Origin of the sequence: Aestuariibaculum sp. YM273, from assembly GCF_030908365.1 — a bacterium.
In the GTDB taxonomy this organism is placed as follows: Bacteria; Bacteroidota; Bacteroidia; order Flavobacteriales; family Flavobacteriaceae; genus Aestuariibaculum; species Aestuariibaculum marinum.
Genome location: NZ_CP133090.1, coordinates 1,367,175 through 1,385,805, shown reverse-complemented (window position 1 = coordinate 1,385,805; position 18,631 = coordinate 1,367,175). Strand labels below are relative to the sequence as shown.

At 35.5% G+C, this 18,631-nt stretch carries 15 protein-coding genes and 1 riboswitch; of the genes, 12 read left to right on the top strand and 3 right to left on the bottom strand.

Annotation, left to right across the window (positions count from 1 at the left end; all coding sequences use genetic code 11):
• Window positions 1-46 precede the first annotated feature (46 nt).
• Window positions 47-1,876: a sodium:proton antiporter gene (locus RBH94_RS05915; RefSeq protein WP_307882801.1), complete on the bottom strand. Its 1,830-nt coding sequence runs from the start codon at window positions 1,874-1,876 to the stop codon at window positions 47-49.
• A gap of 127 nt (window positions 1,877-2,003) precedes the next feature.
• On the opposite strand from RBH94_RS05915, the gene RBH94_RS05910 reads away from it, so the two are divergent.
• The 12 genes from RBH94_RS05910 to RBH94_RS05855 all read left to right on the top strand — a co-directional run bounded on the left by RBH94_RS05910 (window position 2,004) and on the right by RBH94_RS05855 (window position 15,453).
• Window positions 2,004-3,788, top strand: coding sequence for a cation:proton antiporter (locus tag RBH94_RS05910; protein WP_307882800.1), 1,785 nt, complete (start codon window positions 2,004-2,006; stop codon window positions 3,786-3,788).
• A gap of 146 nt (window positions 3,789-3,934) precedes the next feature.
• A complete protein-coding gene (locus RBH94_RS05905; RefSeq protein ID WP_307882799.1) occupies window positions 3,935-4,795 on the top strand; it encodes an MBL fold metallo-hydrolase in 861 nt (286 codons plus the stop codon).
• 28 nt (window positions 4,796-4,823) lie between these two features.
• Window positions 4,824-6,437, top strand: a complete 1,614-nt coding sequence (locus tag RBH94_RS05900) for a S8 family peptidase (RefSeq protein ID WP_307882798.1) — start codon at window positions 4,824-4,826, stop codon at window positions 6,435-6,437.
• Between the two features lie 108 nt (window positions 6,438-6,545).
• A complete protein-coding gene (locus RBH94_RS05895) occupies window positions 6,546-8,390 on the top strand; it encodes a M1 family metallopeptidase (protein ID WP_307882797.1) in 1,845 nt (614 codons plus the stop codon).
• 130 nt (window positions 8,391-8,520) lie between these two features.
• A riboswitch (TPP riboswitch) is annotated at window positions 8,521-8,616 on the top strand.
• 108 nt (window positions 8,617-8,724) lie between these two features.
• Window positions 8,725-8,928: a sulfur carrier protein ThiS gene (thiS, locus tag RBH94_RS05890; protein WP_307882796.1), complete on the top strand. Its 204-nt coding sequence runs from the start codon at window positions 8,725-8,727 to the stop codon at window positions 8,926-8,928.
• A gap of 24 nt (window positions 8,929-8,952) precedes the next feature.
• The gene (gene thiC / locus RBH94_RS05885; protein WP_307882795.1) at window positions 8,953-10,812 is read left to right on the top strand and encodes a phosphomethylpyrimidine synthase ThiC; all 1,860 of its coding nucleotides are present in this window, start codon (window positions 8,953-8,955) and stop codon (window positions 10,810-10,812) included.
• Between the two features lie 10 nt (window positions 10,813-10,822).
• Window positions 10,823-11,407, top strand: a complete 585-nt coding sequence (locus RBH94_RS05880) for a thiamine phosphate synthase (RefSeq protein WP_307882794.1) — start codon at window positions 10,823-10,825, stop codon at window positions 11,405-11,407.
• 4 nt (window positions 11,408-11,411) lie between these two features.
• Entirely contained in the window at window positions 11,412-12,176 is a 765-nt protein-coding gene (locus RBH94_RS05875) for a hydroxymethylpyrimidine/phosphomethylpyrimidine kinase (RefSeq protein ID WP_307882793.1), read from the top strand.
• A gap of 4 nt (window positions 12,177-12,180) precedes the next feature.
• Window positions 12,181-12,822: a thiamine phosphate synthase gene (gene thiE / locus RBH94_RS05870; protein ID WP_307882792.1), complete on the top strand. Its 642-nt coding sequence runs from the start codon at window positions 12,181-12,183 to the stop codon at window positions 12,820-12,822.
• Between the two features lie 2 nt (window positions 12,823-12,824).
• Window positions 12,825-13,595, top strand: coding sequence for a thiazole synthase (locus RBH94_RS05865; protein WP_307882791.1), 771 nt, complete (start codon window positions 12,825-12,827; stop codon window positions 13,593-13,595).
• Between the two features lie 9 nt (window positions 13,596-13,604).
• On the top strand, window positions 13,605-14,717 hold the full coding sequence (thiH, locus tag RBH94_RS05860) for a 2-iminoacetate synthase ThiH (RefSeq protein WP_307882790.1): 1,113 nt from the start codon (window positions 13,605-13,607) through the stop codon (window positions 14,715-14,717).
• A 94-nt stretch (window positions 14,718-14,811) separates the two neighbouring features.
• A complete protein-coding gene (locus tag RBH94_RS05855; RefSeq protein ID WP_307882789.1) occupies window positions 14,812-15,453 on the top strand; it encodes a DUF3826 domain-containing protein in 642 nt (213 codons plus the stop codon).
• A gap of 7 nt (window positions 15,454-15,460) precedes the next feature.
• Here the strand turns inward: RBH94_RS05855 and RBH94_RS05850 are convergent, their stop codons facing one another.
• Together RBH94_RS05850 and RBH94_RS05845 are read right to left on the bottom strand one after the other, a co-directional pair.
• Window positions 15,461-16,651, bottom strand: coding sequence for a succinylglutamate desuccinylase/aspartoacylase family protein (locus RBH94_RS05850; RefSeq protein ID WP_307882788.1), 1,191 nt, complete (start codon window positions 16,649-16,651; stop codon window positions 15,461-15,463).
• A gap of 2 nt (window positions 16,652-16,653) precedes the next feature.
• Window positions 16,654-18,504 carry a CBS domain-containing protein gene (locus RBH94_RS05845; RefSeq protein WP_307882787.1) on the bottom strand — a complete coding sequence of 617 codons (1,851 nt, stop codon included), beginning with the start codon at window positions 18,502-18,504 and terminating at the stop codon, window positions 16,654-16,656.
• Window positions 18,505-18,631: the final 127 nt, after the last annotated feature.

Here is an 18,631-nt window from a genome sequence, read left to right as displayed (position 1 = left end):
AAAGCGCTCGTATCTAACAAGCGCTTTTTTTATTTATTAATTCAAATTAAACATCTATACTATCGAAAGGTTTTCCTAAGTACACAAGTTTAAATTCTTTTTCAATTTTAAACTCTTTGGTAAGGGTACATATAATATGAAGTTCTCCGTCGCCATCTTTAACAAATAAAGGAATGGCCTTTTGCTCTCTGTTAAGTTTATCAATCTTCTTGAGGTATTCCTCTTTTGTATTGATATCTACTTCATGGATAATAGGATAATCTCTGGCTACTTCACTGAAATTAATAAAATCATCTTTGGTAGAGAATATCGTATCTAGTGACATATCTTCCTGGTTTTTTATTTCTTGCGACGAAATCAACCTATACGATCCACGTTCTCCTAAATGATCTCTAAACTTATTAATACTGTATTTATTAATCTCATCACTTCCCGTAAACGCCAATAAATAGCCAATATCACTTAACTCGACATCATTAGTTAAGTCTTCAGAATAAATATTGGCCTGCATGGCATCTAAATCTAAATTTTTTGCTTTGTTTATATTATCCAGGTTATTATCAATCAAGACCACATGACGGGCGTTTTGTTTTAAATATCTTGCAATAATTCTTGATGCTTCAGAAGCCCCAATTATTAAAATACCATTACTTGCTTTAAGATACACCCCTATCCATTTGGCTACATAGCGTGCAGATGCCGCATTTAAAAGAACTGTCACCAAAACGGTTGTAAATACTAAAGGTGTGATATATTCGGCATAAGGCTCGCCTCTAAAAGCGAGTTTTGTACCAAATAACGAGGCGATTCCCGCTGCTACAATACCTCTTGGTCCTACCCAGCTTATAAATACTTTTTCATTGAACTTAAGTCCGGAGTTTGAACAACTTAAGAAAACACCCAATGGCCTTAAAACAAAAATGATAATAGCCATGAGTAAAACGGTTTTCCAATTGTAAACAATTAGTAAATCTTCAAGATTTATATTCGCCGACAGTAAAATGAATAATATTGATATCAATAAAACACTCAACGATTCTTTAAAATATAAAAGCTCTTTTAAGTTTGGCAACTTACTATTTCCTAATACCATTCCCATCACCACAACCGCCAAAAGTCCGGATTCGTGCGCAAAAATGTCCGATTCTACAAAAACTAATAACACTACAGACAAGGCCGTTACGTTAAGCAGATAATGTGGTATGAGCTTTTTCTTAATTGAAAAATATAGCACCAACGCTGCCGTAGTACCAAAAGACAAACCTACCACGACAATTTTACCAAATTCTATAATAGCCTGAAGAGTATACCCATTGGTTTCTTCAATACTAATAAACTCAAACATTAACACGGCTGCTAAAGCACCAATCGGGTCGATTAAAATTCCTTCCCATTTAAGCACCGTTGAAATTTCCTTTTTTAAAGGAATATTTCTCAAAATAGGAGCTATAACGGTTGGCCCAGTAACTATAATTAGAGCCGAAAACAAAAAGGACACTTTCCAACTTAAGTCAAATATAAAATGTGCTGCTAAACCAGCCCCTATAAAAGTAATGAGTCCACCTATACTGATTAGCTTCATTATAACTGGACCTACCTTCGATATTTCATTTCGCTTTAAGGTTAATCCTCCTTCAAAAAGAATAATACCAATGGCTAAGGATACAAAACTATACAGGCTATCACCTGGAAATAATCCTTTTTCGCCATTCCAAACAGGCTCAATCCACTTGCTTCCATCTGCAGAAAATAACGTTGAAATAGGTCCTACAAAAAGTCCTATAAGGATTAATGGTAAAATTGCGGGGAGTTTCATCCGCCAAGCAACCCATTGTGATAATATTCCTAAAATAACAATCCCTGAAAGTTCTATCATGTACAAATTCTTTTACTTAAGATAATAGCAAAATATTAAAAAATGACTACTAAACAGCTATGTTTCTGGGGATATTTATAAAAATTTCGGATATTTATAGTATACCGTTTAAACTAAATAGGCTTTTATGGAAGGATTTGATATTTTAAACCTCTTCTTTGTCCTGCTTTCTGCTTGGGGAGCCGGCGCCCTAATTAAACGTATTGGGTATCCCGCTATTTTAGGCGAACTATTAATTGGAATCATTATAGGTCCGCCATTACTCGGACTTGTAGACACCTCAAGCACCCTAACAATCCTATCTGAAGCTGGAGTTATTCTACTTATGGCCTACATAGGTATGGAAATTAATTTTAAAGATTTAGGAAAAGCCTCTTGGGCAGGACTTCTTGCCGCTATTGGTGGCTTTGTTGTGCCATTTGCTTTAGGATATTATGTAGTAACTTTATCTGGAGGCACAAGTATAGCCGGGCTTTTTGTTGGTATTGCAGTTGGCGTTACTTCCTTAGCTACTAAAAGTAGAATTTTGGTAGATTTAAACCTCTTAGATACCCGAATTGCTTATGTTTTAATGGCTGGTGCTCTATTTTCTGATACTTTAGCACTGATTATTTTTGCCGGATTATCAAGTTTTATAGATGCTGGTTCTGTAAATATGAATGAAATCATATGGATTAGTGGCAAAATAATTGGATTCTTTTTATTTGCAACGGTATTCGGACTTTACCTTTTGCCGAAACTTATCAAATGGTTTGAATCCAAACATATTGAAAATCGTACATTTTATTTTTCCTTACTTTTAATTATTGTTTTTGGACTATCAGAATTAGCAGAATTGGTGGGACTACATGGTATTTTAGGGGCTTTTATGGCGGGGTTATTTGTTAAAGACGATCTCTTCAATAAAAAAATAAGTAAAAACATTTCAAACGTTTTTCATGATGTATCAGTCGGTTTTATGGCGCCCATATTTTTTGTTACTGCCGGGTTTCATGTATCTCTCAATGTATTTCAAACCGATTTAAATCTATTACTACTAATACTAGGCGCGGCCTTTATAGGTAAAATATTAGGAACTATTTTATTTTATTTACCAAGCGGACATGGCTGGCGAGAAGGATTAGCCGTAGGTACCGGAATGAACGGTCGAGGTGCTGTAGAAATTGTTATCGCGGGTATTGGTTTACAAAAAGGGGTGATAACCCAAGAAATATTCTCAATCTTGGTATTCATGGCCATTATAACGACACTTTCGGTGCCTCTATTATTAACATGGTCTACCAATTGGTTAAAAAAACGTGGTGAACTCGTTAAACAATTTTCTAAAAAAGGATATATTATTTTGGGTGCAAATCCATTAGGGTTACTTCTTGGTAAACACCTAAAAGAAACGCATAAAATTGTTTTTATTGATGCTAACAAAGACATAACTGAACATGCTGAGAGCATGGGATTTCAATGTATTCATGGTAATGTTTTAGACGAAACCACATTAACCAAAGCCTCTGCGAAAGATTACAGAACATTTATTGCCATAACCGAAAATACCGAAATCAATTTACTGGCCTCTCAATTAGCAAACGATACATTTTATATACCCGAAAAGTATGTTGTTGTCAGCCCAAATAACAATAGCGAAGGGGCAGGTGTTAATTTATTAGGAGCAGCATCTACCCTATTTGCAAGTCGAACAGACATAAAACCATGGATAGAAAAAGTGCAGAATTCAAATTATAAAGAAGTTAACTCTAAAATAACCAAAGAATCCACTACCCGCTTATGGGTAAAAGCTCAATTACAAAAAAATAAAAATGTTCTTCCTCTTGTTATTATTGGAGTCAACGGAGATAAACGTCCTTTTGGATATAACGATGCACTAGAACCTAACGAGTCTGTCATTTATATAGAATAGCACCTCAAAATAAGGTTTTCCACAGACAATTTTAATCTAACACAGTAGTAAACAGAATATATACAGATAACACAGTGTTATTTAATTCATAATATATTCTTAACGTTTTAAAGCAATTAGTCGATTTTTAGTAATTTGCAGCACTTATGAAATTATACCCAATAAACGCTGGTAATTTTAAGCTGGATGGTGGTGCTATGTTTGGCGTTGTTCCAAAATCGATATGGCAAAAAACCAACCCTGCCGATGCTAACAATATGATTGATATTGCTGCTCGCTGTTTACTTATTGAAGACGGTGATCGATTAACTTTAATTGATACTGGCATGGGTAATAAACAATCAGATAAATTTTTCGGATATTACCACTTATGGGGTGACGATAGTATTGATAAATCCTTAAATCAATACGGGTTTCATCGCGATGATATTACCGATGTATTTTTAACGCATTTACATTTCGACCATAGTGGAGGCGCCATTCAATGGAATAAAGACCGTACCGGTTACGAGCCTGCCTTTAAAAATGCACATTTCTGGAGTAATGAAAACCACTGGCAATGGGCTATCAAACCAAATCGCAGAGAACAGGCTTCATTTTTAAAAGAAAACTTACTGCCAATGGAAGAAAGTGGACAATTAAAGTTCACATCGCTTCCTAAAGGAGATCTTTTAAAACAATCGACCCTAGGTTTCGATATCTTTTTTGCAGACGGTCACACCGAAAAACAAATGATTCCGTTAATTCAATATCAAGGTAAAACCATCGCTTTTATGGCAGATTTACTACCTACGGCAGGACATTTACCATTACCATATGTTATGGGCTACGATACAAGGCCGGTATTAACCTTAGATGAAAAAGAAAAATTCTTAAATCTTGCAGCAGACCAGAACTTCTATTTGTTTTTAGAACATGATGCGCACAACCAGATTATAACAGTTCAGCATACCGAGAAAGGTGTTCGCTTAAAAGAAGTCTTTACTGCCCAAGATATATTTAATTAAAAAAATAGACTAAAACAATAATTACCAAATGAGAACAATTCAAAGATTATCATTATCAGTGGCTGCAACCGCTATATTATCTGGTTGCGGTGGCTCTAGTTTTATATCAACACCCGTTGAAAATATAGATTCCTCACCTTTAAAAGTTTCTGAATTAACCGAGCAAGAAAAACACACTTGGGGACATTTAGATTTAGTAAAAGATACCATTCCTGGAATGAGTGTTGAAAAAGCATACGAAGAGTTGCTTAAAAACAAAAAAGGAGCGAGCGTAATTGTAGCAGTTATCGATTCTGGTATTGATATCGATCATGAAGATTTAAATGATGTACTTTGGACAAACGAAGATGAAATTCCTGGAAACGGTATCGACGACGACAAAAACGGTTACGTTGATGACGTTCACGGATGGAATTTCTTAGGCGACGGTTACGATGAGCAATTAGAGCTTACCCGTATTGTTGCCAGCGGAGATACAAGCAACCCTCAATATGCTGCTGCGAAAGCAGAGTTCGATGAAGAGTTTGAAAAATGGTCTCAAAGAAAAATGCGTTATGAGCAAATTTATGCGCAATTAAAAGCTGCAGACGAAACATTTGTAAAACACTTCGGTAAAGCAGATTATACAAAAGAAGACATTAATGCTATTGGTGCTACAACTGACGAAGACTTAACTAAAGCTGTGCAAATGGCCAAGTTTATGTTCAGCAATGGATTAGAATCTATTCAGGATGCTAAAGAAGAAATTAACAGTGGTTTAGAGCACTTTGCAGATCGTTTAAACTACAACTTAAACCTGAACTTTAACGGTCGTGTAACTGGTGATAACCCAGACGATATGTCAACAAAATACTACGGTAACGGAAACGTTAAACCAGTAAAAAAATCTGAAAGCCATGGTACACACGTAGCTGGTATTATTGCTGCAGAGCGTGGTAATGGTTTAGGGGCAGACGGTGTTGCAAACAACGTGCAAATAATGTCTGTTAGAGCGGTACCTAACGGTGACGAGTACGATAAAGACATCGCTTTAGCTATTCGTTACGCTGTAGATAATGGCGCAAAAATAATTAACGGAAGTTTCGGTAAAAGCTACTCTCCACACAGCGACTGGGTGCGTGAGGCTATTAAATATGCTGCCGATAATGATGTTATTTTTGTTCACGCTGCTGGTAACGAAAGTAAAGATGTAGATGTGAAGCCTAACTTCCCTGACGATAACGTAGACTATGTTGAAATTGCAAACAACTATATTAGAGTGGGTGCTTTAGAGCCTAAATACGGATCAGGTTTATTAGCTGGTTTTTCTAACTACGGTAAAAAGAATGTAGATGTATTTGCTCCTGGAGCTAAAATTTACTCTACAACTCCAGAAAACGAGTACGATACTAAAGGAGGTACATCTATGGCTGCTCCTGCTGTAGCTGGTGTTGCTGCTTTAATTCGTTCTTATTTCCCAGATTTAAATGCTGGTCAGGTAAAACAAATTATTTTAGATTCTGGTTTAGCCTTAAACCTTAAAGTTGTTGTTGCTGGTGACACTAACGATGTTAGACCATTTAGCGAGTTAACTACTTCTGGTAGAATAGTTAATGCTTACAATGCTTTAATTATGGCTGCTAAAGAATCTTCAGCCAAATAAAAGATGATATTCTATTAAAAAAAGAGGCATATGCCTCTTTTTTTAATTATAGCCTTTTGGTATTTTACTCCAAGAGCAATACGTTTAACAAAACTAATAATCCCTTAGATGAAACAATTTTTTATCTCTATTTTAAGCTTGTCATTATTGGCTTCTTGTGGTGGTTCTAAAGAATATACTACAATTACGCCAACAGTTCCGGTCATTCCTAATACACCGGCAACATCAACATACTGGCAACAACATGTAGATTACACTATGGATATTGATATGGATGTGAACGACTATCAATATCAAGGAAAACAAACGTTGGTTTACACCAACAATTCACCAGATGTTTTAAACAAAGTATTTTACCATTTATACTTTAATGCCTTCCAACCGGGCAGTGAAATGGACGTACGTTCGCGTACAATTACCGACCCAGACGCTCGCGTAGGCGATCGTATAAGCAAACTTAGTCCTGATGAAATCGGATATATAAAAGTTAACTCATTAAAACAAAATGGTACTGCGCTAACTTACGATACTGTTGGTACTATTTTAGAAGTCGAACTTGCAAAACCTATTCAACCGGGAGAGCGTGTAACCTTCGATATGCTTTTCGATGCACAGGTACCGGTGCAAATCCGTCGTTCGGGAAGAAATAATAAAGAGGGAGTTGCGCTTTCTATGACACAGTGGTACCCAAAATTAGCTGAATACGATTTTGAAGGCTGGCACACCGACCCATATATTGGTCGAGAATTCCACGGTGTTTGGGGTAATTTCGATGTAACAATTCACATTGATAAAACTTATGTAGTAGGAGGGACAGGGTACCTTCAAAACCCTAATGAAGTAGGTCATGGTTACGAAACATCAACTGTAAATCGCCCTGATGGAGAAAAACTAACCTGGCATTTTGTGGCGCCTAATGTACATGACTTTACCTGGGCTGCCGACCCTGAATATATTCATGATACTTTAAAATCGTCAAATGGACCTACATTACACTTTTTATACAAAAAGACTTTAGATAAGGAAAAACTTAATTATTGGAAAAAATTCCAGCCAAAAGCAGCAGAATTAATTCAGTATTATAGTGAGCACATAGGAACGTATCCATATAAACAATACTCTGTTATTCAAGGCGGTGATGGTGGTATGGAGTATGCTATGTGTACATTAATTACAGGTGACAGAAGTTTTGGTAGTCTGGTAGGCGTTACTGCTCACGAAATGGCACATACCTGGTTTCAGTTCTTATTAGCCACTAACGAAACAAAACACGAATGGATGGACGAAGGGTTTACCAGCTATATTAGTGATTTCGCTATGAATGATATCATGAATGAAGGTAAAGAAAACCCAGCAGCCTCAGCATACAAAAACTATATTTATTTAGCTAAATCTGGTAAAGAACAACCACTTTCTACGCAAGCCGATCGCTACCAGTTTAATCAAGCGTATAGCATTTCAGCATATAGTAAAGGTGAAGTGTTCTTATCTCAATTAGGGTATGTAATAGGCGAAGAAAACCTGAAAACAACGATCAAGAAATACTTTAATGATTTTTCATTTAAACACCCAAGACCTATTGATATTATCCGCTCTGCCGAAAAAGTATCTGGTTTAGAGTTAGATTGGTATTTAATCGATTTTACACAAACAACAAACACCATAGATTACGGTGTTAAAGTTATAAATGGTGAAAATATTACCCTTGAGCGTATTGGCTTAATGCCAATGCCTTTAGATTTAACGGTAACCTACACTGATGGAACTACTGAAGATTTCTACATTCCGTTACAAATGATGCGTGGTGAAAAGCCAACTACTGTAACGATTGCCCCAGATTGGGCCTGGGCATATCCGGTTTACACGTTAAAAGCAAATAAAGCTGTAAAATCTGTACAAATCGACCCTAAAGAATTGATGGCAGACATTAATAAAGAAAACAATAAAATGTAAATTCATTCCTCATTTTATTTTAAGTACAAAAGGCTTCTTTTTTATTAAAAGAGGCCTTTTTTTGTTTCCTATAAAATCAAATAATTTTAAAATCATTGTGCCAACGCTTTATTTTTTAATACCTTCGTCGTGTAAACTTTAGGGGTGTTCTAATATTTAGAACTGAGACATACCCTTTGAACCTGATACGGTTAGTACCGTCGAAGGGAAAAGTTGAATAGCCTGTTGCAATACAGACTAACACACCTTTTCATAAACACACTTCAAATCGCGAAGTGTCTTTTTTCAAAGTCTTTATTTTCCTCTACGGTTTACAATATAAAATGTATTGTAAATGATAACCATTCAACTTAACGAACGTAAATTAAATATTGATGCTAATGTCAATATTTCACAATTACTGCTTCAGGAAAACTATCCACAAATTGGCATTGCTGTAGCCATCAATCAACAAATTATTTCCAAAACCAACTGGGCAAATCAATTGCTACAGGATGGCGATAATATTCTCATTATTCAGGCAACCCAAGGGGGGTAATTAAATTTTGAAAAACCACAACCCATGAAAAATAAAGATACCGCTCCTAAACAAGAGCAAATTACAAGAAACCCGTTTCCTAACTCTAAAAAGATATACGTTCCCGGAAAAATCCATCAACAAATAAAAGTGGCGATGCGTGAAATTTCTTTGAGTGATACCAAAGATACCTTCAATGGAAAATTAACGCCAAACGAACCCGTAACGGTCTACGATACTTCGGGGCCATATACCGATCCAGATAAAGAAATCAATGTGCACAATGGTATTGAACGCATTCGTGAACAATGGATTTTAGATCGCGGAGATGTTGAACAATTAAATGAATTTTCATCTGAATATTGTAACCAGCGTTTAAACGATTCAAGCTTGGATCACATGCGTTTTTCACATTTAAAAAAACCATTACGTGCCAAAAAAGGAAAGAATGTAACGCAATTACATTACGCTAAACAGGGGATTATTACGCCGGAAATGGAATACATTGCGATTCGTGAAAATCAGCGTATCGATGAAATGACTGAGATTAGAAAACAACATCCTGGTCAAGATTTTGGAGCTGCTATTCCTAATAAAATTACGCCAGAATTTGTTCGAGAAGAAGTTGCTCGCGGTCGTGCGGTGATTCCATCGAACATTAATCACCCGGAAGCCGAACCTATGATTTTAGGGCGAAACTTCTTAGTGAAAATTAATGCAAATATTGGTAACTCAGCCACGACTTCGTCTATTGAAGAAGAGGTTGAAAAAGCGGTTTGGGCTTGTCGTTGGGGCGCCGATAACATCATGGATTTATCTACTGGACAAAACATTCATGAAACCCGCGAATGGATTATTCGTAACTCACCAGTTCCTGTTGGAACCGTACCTATCTATCAAGCTTTAGAAAAAGTAAATGGGGTTGCCGAAGATTTAACCTGGGAAATTTTCCGAGATACCTTAATAGAACAAGCAGAGCAGGGGGTTGACTATTTTACCATTCACGCTGGTGTGTTATTACGCTATGTGCCAATGACGGCTAAACGGGTTACCGGTATAGTTTCTCGTGGTGGTTCTATCATAGCTAAATGGTGTTTGGCACATCATAAAGAAAGTTTCTTATATACACATTTCGAAGAGATTTGTGAAATTTTAAAACAATACGACGTTGCGTTTTCTTTAGGTGACGGTTTACGTCCGGGTTCTGTTGCCGATGCTAATGATGAAGCGCAGTTTGCTGAACTGGAAACTCTAGGCGAATTAACTCAAATAGCGAGAAAACACGAGGTACAATGTTTTATTGAAGGTCCAGGTCACGTACCGATGCATATGATAAAGGAGAATATGGAAAAACAAATCGAGGTTTGTGATGAAGCTCCTTTCTATACCTTAGGTCCTTTAACCACAGATATTGCACCGGGTTACGACCATATTACTTCTGGCATAGGAGCCGCAATGATTGGTTGGTATGGCTGCGCCATGTTGTGTTATGTAACACCTAAAGAGCATTTAGGCTTACCAAATAAAGAAGATGTTAGAGTAGGTGTAGTCACTTATAAATTAGCTGCTCATGCTGCCGATTTAGCCAAAGGGCATCCGGGTGCTCAACATCGTGACAATGCTTTAAGTATGGCGCGCTTCGAATTCCGTTGGGAAGATCAGTTCAATCTTGGTTTAGACCCTGAGCGTGCGCGCGAATACCACGATGAAACCTTACCTGCTGAAGGTGCTAAAATTGCACATTTCTGTTCGATGTGCGGACCAAAATTCTGCTCAATGAAGATTTCACAGGAAGTGCGTGATTTTGCCAAAGAAAATGACATTGTAGAAAACGAGGTCATTAAAAAAGGTATGGAAGAGAAATCACAAGAGTTTAAAGAAAAAGGTTCTGAAGTTTACCTTTAAAATGTAAAATATGATTGTTCTAATTGCCCCTGAACATACACTTGATAATGAAATCATAATCCTTCATGAATTATTTCGTGAAGGTTTACAATACTTTCATTTACGTAAACCGCATCAAGATTTTCAATTTTATTATGATTACCTGAATCAAATAGAGACAAAATATCACAATAGAGTAGTGGTTCATGAATTTCATGAGCTTTTAGAACATTATAACTTAAAAGGCATTCATTTTCAGGAAGCTAAAAGACGAGAAACTTCAACGGAAGCTTTTCAAAAGTTAAGAAAAGAAAATAAGATTTCAATAAGCAGTTCATTTCACTCACCTGAAGAACTCGCCGATTGCAAATTTAATTTTGATTATCACTTGTTGAGTCCGGTATTTTCTTCCATTTCAAAACAGGGTTATGAAGGGCAAGGCTTCAAGGTAAATCACATTAATAAAACGATTATTGGCATGGGCGGTGTAACAAACAAAAATCTTTCAGAATTTGATAAACTGGGCTACAACGGCGTTGGTGTTTTAGGAGGCATTTGGCAAAGTCAATCTCCCGTTGAAGATTTTAAAATCATGCAAAAGCATTACAAAAATTAATTATTTGGATACCAATACATACATATTATCAATAGCCGGATTTGATCCGAGTAGTGGAGCAGGACTTACTCAGGATATTAAAACTTTTGAGGCTCATGGACTTTATGGCTTATCAGTTTGTACGGCTATCACTGTTCAGAATGATGTGGATTTTAAACAATGTATCTGGACAAACCCTAAAATCATTTCTGCTCAAATTGAAACGCTTTTTCAACGTTTTTCTATATCGGTAGTAAAGATTGGTATTGTAGAATCCTGGGAGGTATTACTCCAAATTTTAAAACAATTAAAACAGCTAAACCCTGACATAAAAATTGTTTTAGACCCTATTTTAAAAGCTAGTGCAGGTTTCGATTTTCATTCTAAAGACCATCAATCTACTTTGGATGCTATCTGGACATATTGCAATATCATCACTCCAAATTACGATGAAATTAAATGTTTATACCCCGAATTAAACATTCAGGAAACTATAGAACACATTTCAAAACTCACTAATATTTATTTAAAAGGAGGACATCGCAAAGACAAAAAAGGCTGGGATGAACTTTATTACAACCGCATTGTTATGGTAAACATTCCACCAAATACAGAAACTATATCTGAAAAACATGGCAGCGGTTGTGTATTATCGTCAGCTTTAACATCAAATTTGGCTTTAGATTTTTATTTAGAAGACGCTTCAAAACTGGCTAAATATTACACCGAACGATTCTTAAATTCTAACACAAGTTTACTCGGAAATCACACCTATCAAACGAAAACATAATATTATGAACATCGCTAAATTACATTATATATCACAAGGAAACACATCAGAAGAACACCTAGAAAATATTCAAAAAGCCTGTACTTACGGTGCCGAATTGGTACAACTACGACTTAAAAACACAGATGAAAATACCCTGTTAAAAACAGCAGAAAAAGCTCGGGAAATTACAAGTCATTTTCAAACGCGACTTATTATAAACGATCATTATAAAATCGCAAAATCAGTGAATGCCGATGGGGTTCACTTGGGAAAAACCGATGCTTGTCCTTTAGAAGCTCGCGAGCATTTAGGTAAGTGGTTTATGATTGGAGGTACTGCAAATACCCTTGAAGATTGTCAAAATTTACTAAACAAAAAAGTCGATTATATTGGTTTAGGTCCTTTTAGATTCACTAAAACCAAAGACAATTTAAGTCCGGTTTTAGGTCTTGAAGGCTATCAATCGATACTTGAGCAATTAAAATCTACAACTCCAATAATTGCCATTGGTGGTATTATTGAACAGGATATTCCTCAACTTTTACAAACTGGAATTTACGGTATTGCCATGTCTGGTGCTATTACAGGAAATTTCAATAACATTTCAACCTTCAACAAGTTACTAAATGCATCAGCAACTTTAGAACAACGACACACTTTTTAATTATGAACGATTTACTACATATAGCCGACAAAGCTTTTCAATCCAGATTATTCACAGGAACAGGAAAATTCAGTTCCAACCAACTCATGTCTGATGCTTTAATAGAAAGCGAAAGTGAACTGATTACCGTTGCTTTAAAACGTGTAGATGTGAATAATGAACAAGACAAAATGCTAAAAAGTATTATGCGTCCAAACATTAATTTATTGCCAAATACCTCAGGGGTTCGCGATGCTAAAGAAGCTGTTTTCGCGGCCCAATTGGCTCGTGAAGCTTTAGAGACCAACTGGATTAAACTAGAAATTCACCCTGACCCTAAATACTTATTACCTGATCCTATTGAAACCTTAAAGGCGGCAGAAGAATTAGTGAAATTAGGATTTGTGGTGATGCCATACATTCATGCCGATCCCGTTTTATGCAAACGATTAGAAGACGTCGGTGCACAATGTGTGATGCCATTAGGCGCTCCAATAGGAACCAATAAAGGCTTAAAGACGCTTGATTTCTTAGAAATTATTATTGAACAAAGTAATGTACCTGTTATTGTTGATGCCGGAATTGGCAGTCCGTCGCATGCGGCTTATGCTATGGAAATTGGTGCCGATGCTGTTTTGGTAAATACAGCTATTGCCGTTTCTCTAAATCCTGTTATTATGGCTAAAGCTTTTAAAATGGCTGTTGAAGCTGGTCGTATGGCCTACAATGCAAAACTAGCCTCAGTGAAACACCATGCTGAAGCCAGCAGCCCTTTAACCAGTTTTTTAAACTAAAAACTCATTATGAATACTTCATTTCAAACTCTATTCGATACGTATAATTGGGATGATACTTTAGCCAGTATTAATACTAAAACATCACAGAATGTTGAATTTGCACTGGCTAAAACCAAGCGTGATTTAGAAGATTTTAAAGCGCTTATTTCACCTGCCGCTAAACCGTATTTGGAGCAAATGGCACAACAAAGTCGATTAATTACTAAAAAGCGTTTTGGTAATACCATTCAAATGTATGTGCCTATGTATTTATCTAACGAATGCCAAAACATTTGTACCTATTGTGGTTTTAGTATGACCAATAAAATTCCGCGTCGCACGTTAACCGACGTAGAAATTTTAAAGGAAGTTACTTTCCTAAAAGAAAAAGGTTACGATCATATTTTACTGGTTACTGGTGAAGCCAATAAAACGGTTGGCGTGCCGTATATAAAACATGCGATGGAATTGATTAAAGATCAATTTTCAAACATCACTATTGAAGTTCAGCCATTACACCAAGATGAATATGAAGAACTAATTGAAGCTAATTTATATGCCGTTTTAGTCTATCAGGAAACGTATCACAGAGCCGAATATAAAAAACATCACCCGAAAGGGAAAAAATCTAATTTTGACTTCCGATTAGAAACACCAGACCGCTTAGGTCGTGCAGGAATTCATAAAATAGGGTTAGGCGCTTTGTTCGGATTAGAAGACTGGCGTGCCGACAGTTTCTTTACCGCGTTGCATTTAAAATACCTTCAAAAGACCTATTGGAAAACAAAATATTCCATTTCTTTTCCGCGATTAAGACCACATAGCGGTGGCTTAGAACCCAAAGTAGAAATGACCGATCGGGATTTAGTCCAAACCATTTGTGCGTTTAGATTGTTAGATGAGGATGTTGAACTATCGATGAGTACAAGAGAAAGTGAAACCTTTAGAAACAACATTGTGCACCTTGGGGTAACTTCATTAAGTGCCGAATCGAAAACCAATCCGGGTGGGTATGTTGTAGAACCACAATCCTTAGAACAATTTGAAATTTCAGATGAACGCCCTACCGAAACTATTGCTAAAATGCTTCAGAACAATGGTTTGGAACCTGTTTGGAAAGACTGGGAAAACAATTGGTAAATTATAGTATTTTAATCTCGATTATCGAGTAGAATTTTGACATTGCATAACATTTAAAGTACCTTTATACTTTTAAAATTTTCAACCTAAAAGCATGCTAAATTCAATTAAAACAAAAACCTTTAAAACATTAATTCTTGCCCTTATTCTATCATCAACTTCAGGTTTTGCACAAACCGAAAGTTTATGGGATAAAGCAAGTGGTTGGGTTAAGGAATTAAACTTAAATGACGAATCGAAAGAAACCACAGTTACCTCATTAATTACATCCCATTTAACGGCCGTTCGCAACTGGCATAACAGTCATTCGTTTGAAGAAGTTCCGGCAGGAATAAACCCAAGGACCGGAGAAAAATTATCAGATTTAGACCGTTCTATTATTGCTGATTCAGCCATGCCAGATAGTGTTCATACCGATTTAATGACGGGTTTAAATAATAATTTAACTGAAGATCAGGTAGAATTTATTCTAGATAAATATACCATTGGAAAAGTCGATTTCACTATGAAAGCCTATCGTGAAATCGTTCCTTATCTAAAGCCTTACGAAGAAGCTGAGCTCATTAAAAACCTAAAAGAAGCTCGCGAAATGGCGATTGATTTTAAAAGCATGAAGCAGATTTCAGCTATTTTCGAAATCTATAAGACTAAAAACGAACAGTTTTTAAACAATAATGGTCGTAACTGGCGAAAAATGTATAAAAACTATGTTAACCGAATGAAGAGAACTAAATAACTCAATACTAATACCAAGATTCATTTTTGTAAATCTCGGTTTTAGCAACGCGTTCTCTGTTTTTTAGTCTTAAATGAGTTTTATCAAATTGTTTACTTCTGTATCCTAATAAATGGAAAAACGATTTTGCAAAAAATCTGGCTATTTTAAGGTTAACCTGTAAAACACCTTCGTTTTTATTAAGCCAGGATATACCGGGTAATACCACCAGTAAATTATCAAATTTTATAAGTCTTAAAACCGTAGATAACTTTAAGAAAAAGGGTGCGATGTGTTTTATAATAAAAAAACCATCGGTGCCCTTTTTTTGATAAAGCGGCATAAAAATACTACCCTTGTAAGGAGATTCAATAACCTTGTTATTATTGATGGCGAGTTTAGTTCCTTTGGCAATCGGCTGAAAGCTTTCAAACCCATTAATCATTTTAAATGTGTCCTGCTCCTGAATTTTATACAGATATACGATTTCAAAAAAACCTACAGAATTATTAGCCGCCTTTTGCAGTTGCTCGTAATACTCAGAAAATTTAAAGCAGTCCTGTTTCAAAACAATACCAGAAAAAACAAGTGCTAAATTTATAAATGCAATATGGTTGTTTATAGCAGCCATTGCATCATGTTGGCCAGACTCAAAACCCAGAGATACATAGCCTAATTCGTTAATATAACTCAGCAATGCGCCATTTAAATATTCCTCAATACCTAATACAATTGGAACTGGGAATTGTTTAGCAAATTTTCTATTTATTAATGCATCACTTAGAGTAATAAAAGGGAATGTTTTACTGGATGTGGTATGTAAATCGATAAAATAAAACGGTGGCTCATTACTTTTTAAAATATCTTCCAAAATATATAATAGCTCCTGAAGCTCGCTCTCTTCTGTATTTAAGGTTTTACTTTGCTTTATAACCTCTATATGCTCCTTAGTCCAATAACGATTTAAATCTTTATCAATAAAACGCTGATGTTGTTCTAAGGCTTTTAAATTCCCTGAAATAGCATAAATAGTTCCTTTAACATTGGTGTTATTTACAGATTCCAAGATGCTCTTTAAAGCAAAAATCCCAGAAGTTTCATTCCCATGAATACCTCCAAAAATTACTAATGTAGGTCCTGGTAAATCTCCTTGAATTGTACCTATTATTCTGTTAATATTTACTGTTGAATTAACCGCTTTGTTATAAACTGAAGTCATTTTTAAAAATCTTTAAGGGTTAATAAGCCCACTAATTTTTTATATTTTACAACAGGAAGACAACTTATATTATACTCCTTCATAATGTTTTTTGCTTCCGATACACTTGCATATTCTTCAATAGTTTTAATATCTGTTTTCATAATATCAGATATGCTATTTTTCTGTTTTTCTACATCATTTAAATAACATTCCAGATCTTTCCAGCTTACCAAACCAATAAGTTCTTCATTGGTATCTATGACGGGCATGTGATGAATATTTTTCCAGGTCATTACCTGTATGACAAGCTCGATAGTATCATTTTTATTCACCGAAAATATATCTGAACTCATAACGTGTTTAACAATCCAATGGTGTTTGTATGTGGTATCGTAAGATGGGGTTAACATTTCCCAATGATGAACAGGGATACCTTCTTCCTGTTTTTCATACATTTTTGCCGTAAGAATTTGCATGGCTTCAAAACGCTTATGTGATTTTAATAAGTGCCTGTAATTTCTAACCAACCACTCTGACGCATTTCTACTATGCACCCGGCTTTTTATAATTCTTAAGTAATATTCCGAATCATCGGCAGATATTCCTGCGTTTTGTAACCCTTTATAAGCCATAGGTAATAATTCATTTAAAATAAGATCGAAGCTGGAAACGTATTTTCCATCCCAATAAAATTGAGTTGCCATACCATATCGGGCTGCATTAAAGAAATTGGTTTTTACATCTTTAAAATCCCATTTTTCATGAATATTACTATACTTTTCAGGTTTACCAAGCATAACACCAACCCAGAACACCATATTTGCAATTTCGTCGGTTGTAGTTGGCCCTGAAGGTATATATCTGTTTTCTATTCTTAAATTTGGTTTGCCATTGGTTATACCGTAACACACTCTATTCCATGGATACACCGTACCATTGTGCAGATGTAAAGCTCTTAGTCTGGGGATTTTATCTTCTTTTAAAAGCTCTACACTTGTTTTCGTAAAATTTGTTGTTAAAAAACCTCTGAATCTGGAAATATTGTCTTTATAAATATCGGTTATTGATCCCGTTTGCCATTGATTACCAAAGCTAACTCTGGATTGTTTTTCATTTAATAAATACGAATTCACACGCATATCAAAACTTTGGGTAAAGAGCGCTATTCGGGTTTCACTCCATAATTCTTTACCAAAAAGTAAAGGTGAATTTGTACAAATACTTAAAATAGGACCAGCAATGGCCTGCGCCCAATTATAATCGTCTACAAAAGTTTTTGGTTTAATTTGCAAATGCGACTGAAAGCTGTTGTTACAACCTTCCAGCATGGCCGAATTATGTAATAGGTTTAATTCATCGACACCTTTTATGTGCACATTAAATCCGCGTTTACGCGTCTTTTTTACAATTTCATTTAAAACCGAATACCGCTTCGTATCGGTCATACTTTTATCGCCTACATTATTAATAGATAATGATGGTAATATACCGGTGAGAACAAGTTTTATATGCTGTGTAGCTGCAACTTTTTTAGCCTGTTCTAATAAATGATCTAATTGTTTATGTAAGGCTGAAAAACAACTATCTTTAAGTTCAAAGACATCTAAATTAATCTCAAACGTATAGGTACTTATTTCAGTAGTAAAATTTTTATGATTGATTTTTTTTAAAAACTCCAGAGATTTATTTTCAGGTAAAAACTGATCATTAACCAAAAAAACCTCCTGTTCTGCGCCAATACGTTGTGGCTGGGCTTCAATCATACCTTCTTCAATCATTATATCTAAAGCCTTAATATCATTTAGCAAATGATGAATATAATTTGACTGATCTTTTTTGGTCTTTATTTGTGTAACATTCAAATCTCCCATGACTATTCAATCAGCTTAGTTTAAGGCTTAATTTAGCTATAATTCGAGGATTTAAAAATGACTAATATCAGTAGTATTAAAATACTATTTACACTATAATGAAGACCTGATTTTTTTATTTCCGTAC

Coding starts and splice junctions, on each gene's coding strand:
- RBH94_RS05915 (WP_307882801.1), bottom strand. CDS start 1,876: ATGATAGAACTTTCAGGGATTGTTATTTTAGGAATATTATCACAATGG.
- RBH94_RS05910 (WP_307882800.1), top strand. CDS start 2,004: ATGGAAGGATTTGATATTTTAAACCTCTTCTTTGTCCTGCTTTCTGCT.
- RBH94_RS05905 (WP_307882799.1), top strand. CDS start 3,935: ATGAAATTATACCCAATAAACGCTGGTAATTTTAAGCTGGATGGTGGT.
- RBH94_RS05900 (WP_307882798.1), top strand. CDS start 4,824: ATGAGAACAATTCAAAGATTATCATTATCAGTGGCTGCAACCGCTATA.
- RBH94_RS05895 (WP_307882797.1), top strand. CDS start 6,546: ATGAAACAATTTTTTATCTCTATTTTAAGCTTGTCATTATTGGCTTCT.
- thiS (WP_307882796.1), top strand. CDS start 8,725: ATGATAACCATTCAACTTAACGAACGTAAATTAAATATTGATGCTAAT.
- thiC (WP_307882795.1), top strand. CDS start 8,953: ATGAAAAATAAAGATACCGCTCCTAAACAAGAGCAAATTACAAGAAAC.
- RBH94_RS05880 (WP_307882794.1), top strand. CDS start 10,823: ATGATTGTTCTAATTGCCCCTGAACATACACTTGATAATGAAATCATA.
- thiE (WP_307882792.1), top strand. CDS start 12,181: ATGAACATCGCTAAATTACATTATATATCACAAGGAAACACATCAGAA.
- RBH94_RS05865 (WP_307882791.1), top strand. CDS start 12,825: ATGAACGATTTACTACATATAGCCGACAAAGCTTTTCAATCCAGATTA.
- thiH (WP_307882790.1), top strand. CDS start 13,605: ATGAATACTTCATTTCAAACTCTATTCGATACGTATAATTGGGATGAT.
- RBH94_RS05855 (WP_307882789.1), top strand. CDS start 14,812: ATGCTAAATTCAATTAAAACAAAAACCTTTAAAACATTAATTCTTGCC.
- RBH94_RS05850 (WP_307882788.1), bottom strand. CDS start 16,651: ATGACTTCAGTTTATAACAAAGCGGTTAATTCAACAGTAAATATTAAC.
- RBH94_RS05845 (WP_307882787.1), bottom strand. CDS start 18,504: ATGGGAGATTTGAATGTTACACAAATAAAGACCAAAAAAGATCAGTCA.